Genomic DNA, 2,542 nt, shown 5'->3' with positions numbered 1-2,542 from the left:
CGAAAAAAATCAGCGGTGGTTTTTTATGTTATAAAAGCATGACATGTTTTTTTAGTGAGGGAAAATCACTAAGCACAGCTTGCGCGCCCACCCACTCCTCTTGGCCACCATAGCCATAACCTGCGGCATAAGCCGTTAAACCGTTAACTAAAGCACCCTCGATATCTGAGCGGCGGTCACCCACAACACTAGCTTCTGTAATGCCTTGCTCTGCAAGTAATAAACGCATCAGCTCCCCCCTTATCACCTGAAGCCACACGGTCAATGCTATAAATCGCTGCAATATATGGCGTTAGCTCAAAATGCGTCACAATTTTATCGAGGTACGGCGCATTACCATTACTGACGATATAGAGCGCATGGTGCTCGGCAAGCGTCGCCAAAGTGTCACGCACTCCTGGGTATAATGCGCCTTGCGTGTTAATCATTTCATGTAAGTGTTGTTGAAACAATGTGTTACTTGCTACATGTTGCGCTGTCGTATGCGCTGGGCATAGCGTTTGCCACACTACCGGAAGCGGCACTCCCATAATTTTAGTGTAGGTATCAAATGGTGTTGCCCCTTGCCAAAGACCCGCCGCACGTAGCTCACTGAATGTTGCGTCTAATGCTGGCGCAAGAACTGTGTTTGTATCAAATAATGTGCCGTCCATATCAAATAAAATTGCCATAATGTCCTCCTAAATTAGACGAGGGGCACGCTCTCGGATGTGAGAACGTACCCCTCTAGTATTTTATAGGTGCTACCTGATATATTATTTGGATTTACTCGTATCAACTCAATCATCTGAGGAAAAAATAACCTAACCGCGGTAATGTTTCACTGTGCCTTCTCGACTTAAGCAACGCAAACCCTACCTGCTTTTGCGTCCTTGCAGCCCCAAAGCTACGCCAGTGTGAATAAGTGTCGTCAAAGACATATGAAATGCCAATTGATAGCACCTAAAATAGCAATACTCTTAGTATACCACAATTTCGCCAAAATGAAACTTAGAAGTCTCACGAATGTGTGGAATAAAACCAAATTGCTCAAAATAAGGTGAGCGGAAGTGCGCCTTTAACACAACGCGCTTGCGTGCCACCCGCTTGGCCTCGTCCACCCAGTCTTGCGTCAGCGCTGTATGCTCCCCTGCTTCACGCAGTGCGCTAAAATTAGTAGACTCCGCAATTAGCCCATCAAACATTGGGTCAAGGTACACCACATCAAAACACTTATTAGGCTGTGTACGTAAATACGCAAGCGCCTCACTCGCCACAACCTTAATATCGCGCATACAAGCAAGGAGCGGGGCGTCTTGATAATCATAATGCTGCATACCTTCACGTACGACAAAAGCAATCGCCGCATTCGCTTCAAGCCCTGTCACATGCGCACCCGCAAACTGCAATACAAGCGCATCTGCCCCAAGCCCAAGTGTACAATCAAGTACCGTGTCACCTGCCTTCACCTGAGTAGCCTCAAGCAATGTCTCTGACTCACCGCGTGCTAGCCGCTTCACGCGGAAGGCCGCCGTATTGGGATGAAAGAACAGTGGCTCTGTCGCCCCAAATGCAAAATACTCATAACGCGCCTTACCCGCTACAAGCACCGCACAGCCATACTCACTTTGTAAGCGTGCCACCGAACGCTTTTTTCGCACAACAAAACGCACAGCAAGGGCGTTAGCCGCATACTGTGCGTAAGCTGTCGTGACGTCATCAGGACGCCCCGCCGTTGTAACAATTAGTTGCATGTTTGTTCAAGCACGCCAACCAAATGCCCTGTGATTTGCGCTGGGTCAAAGCCCTCAATTTGCTCACGCGGAATAAAGTACGCTAACTGACCATCTTTTAATACTGCCATAGATGGTGAGCTTGGTGGTACTTCTTCAAAGTAGCTACGCATTGCTGCTGTTGCTTCGCGGTCCTGCCCCGCAAATACCGTTACAAGGTGATCAGGCTTTACCTGTTCAACCGCCGCGCGTGCTGACGGACGTGCTAAACCTGCCGCACAGCCACAAACTGAGTTAATCACAACAAGCGTTACACCTTTTGCTTCTGGTAAAAATTCGTGTACTTCTTCAGCTGTTGTTAGCTCTGTAAACCCTGCATCCACTAGCTCTTGACGCATTGGCTTCACAACTTCTTTCATATATTCATCGTACGCATTCATGTTTTCGCCTTCTTTCTTTTTCATTCACAAAGCCTATTATAACAAGGATTACAGGCGATATCTAGTAAGGCGACTTTCGCATTCTTTCACCCTTTTTCGGGCTTTTTGTGACTTTCCCGTGACTTTTTGTGACTTTTATGTGATTTTTCCGCCCAAAAAGTCACATCCAGTTATTTACTTATTTCGAAAATAACAAAAAATACCTTTAATAAATTTCTGCTATTTTTAGGGTAACAAAAAAGCCCCTGTCTCCAATCGCGAGACAGGCGTTTAATTTTTCAATTTAATTATTTTAAGTATCTTTGACGGATAAAATAAAGACAAGATTGCAAAGCTATACCTTTAATTACCTATATGTGGTTAAATTAGGTTCATCACCGTAACTTGGGG

Annotated in this window: 4 protein-coding genes; all 4 read right to left on the bottom strand. The window is 45.8% G+C overall.

Annotated features, from left to right (window positions below):
* Window positions 1-28: 28 nt before the first annotated feature.
* Window positions 29-229: a hypothetical protein gene (locus CH76_RS13615; protein ID WP_051910380.1), complete on the bottom strand. Its 201-nt coding sequence runs from the start codon at window positions 227-229 to the stop codon at window positions 29-31.
* Window positions 189-671 carry an HAD hydrolase-like protein gene (locus CH76_RS13135; RefSeq protein ID WP_051910379.1) on the bottom strand — a complete coding sequence of 161 codons (483 nt, stop codon included), beginning with the start codon at window positions 669-671 and terminating at the stop codon, window positions 189-191. The genes CH76_RS13615 and CH76_RS13135 overlap by 41 nt, the downstream gene beginning before the upstream one ends.
* 288 nt (window positions 672-959) lie before the next feature.
* The gene (locus tag CH76_RS13130) at window positions 960-1,733 is read right to left on the bottom strand and encodes a class I SAM-dependent methyltransferase (RefSeq protein WP_036147264.1); all 774 of its coding nucleotides are present in this window, start codon (window positions 1,731-1,733) and stop codon (window positions 960-962) included.
* A complete protein-coding gene (locus CH76_RS13125) occupies window positions 1,724-2,152 on the bottom strand; it encodes a BrxA/BrxB family bacilliredoxin (RefSeq protein ID WP_036147261.1) in 429 nt (142 codons plus the stop codon). Before CH76_RS13125 ends, CH76_RS13130 begins: the two co-directional genes overlap by 10 nt.
* Between the last annotated feature and the right edge of the window lie 390 nt (window positions 2,153-2,542).

The organism is Lysinibacillus sp. BF-4, from assembly GCF_000743635.1.
In the GTDB taxonomy this organism is placed as follows: Bacteria; Bacillota; Bacilli; order Bacillales_A; family Planococcaceae; genus Metalysinibacillus; species Metalysinibacillus saudimassiliensis.
This window is presented reverse-complemented; position numbering and strand designations above follow the sequence as displayed.

Bases quoted from the DNA above. Each gene is read 5' to 3' on its own strand.
- CH76_RS13615 (WP_051910380.1), bottom strand. From the start codon at position 229: ATGCGTTTATTACTTGCAGAGCAAGGCATTACAGAAGCTAGTGTTGTG.
- CH76_RS13130 (WP_036147264.1), bottom strand. From the start codon at position 1,733: ATGCAACTAATTGTTACAACGGCGGGGCGTCCTGATGACGTCACGACA.
- CH76_RS13135 (WP_051910379.1), bottom strand. From the start codon at position 671: ATGGCAATTTTATTTGATATGGACGGCACATTATTTGATACAAACACA.
- CH76_RS13125 (WP_036147261.1), bottom strand. From the start codon at position 2,152: ATGAATGCGTACGATGAATATATGAAAGAAGTTGTGAAGCCAATGCGT.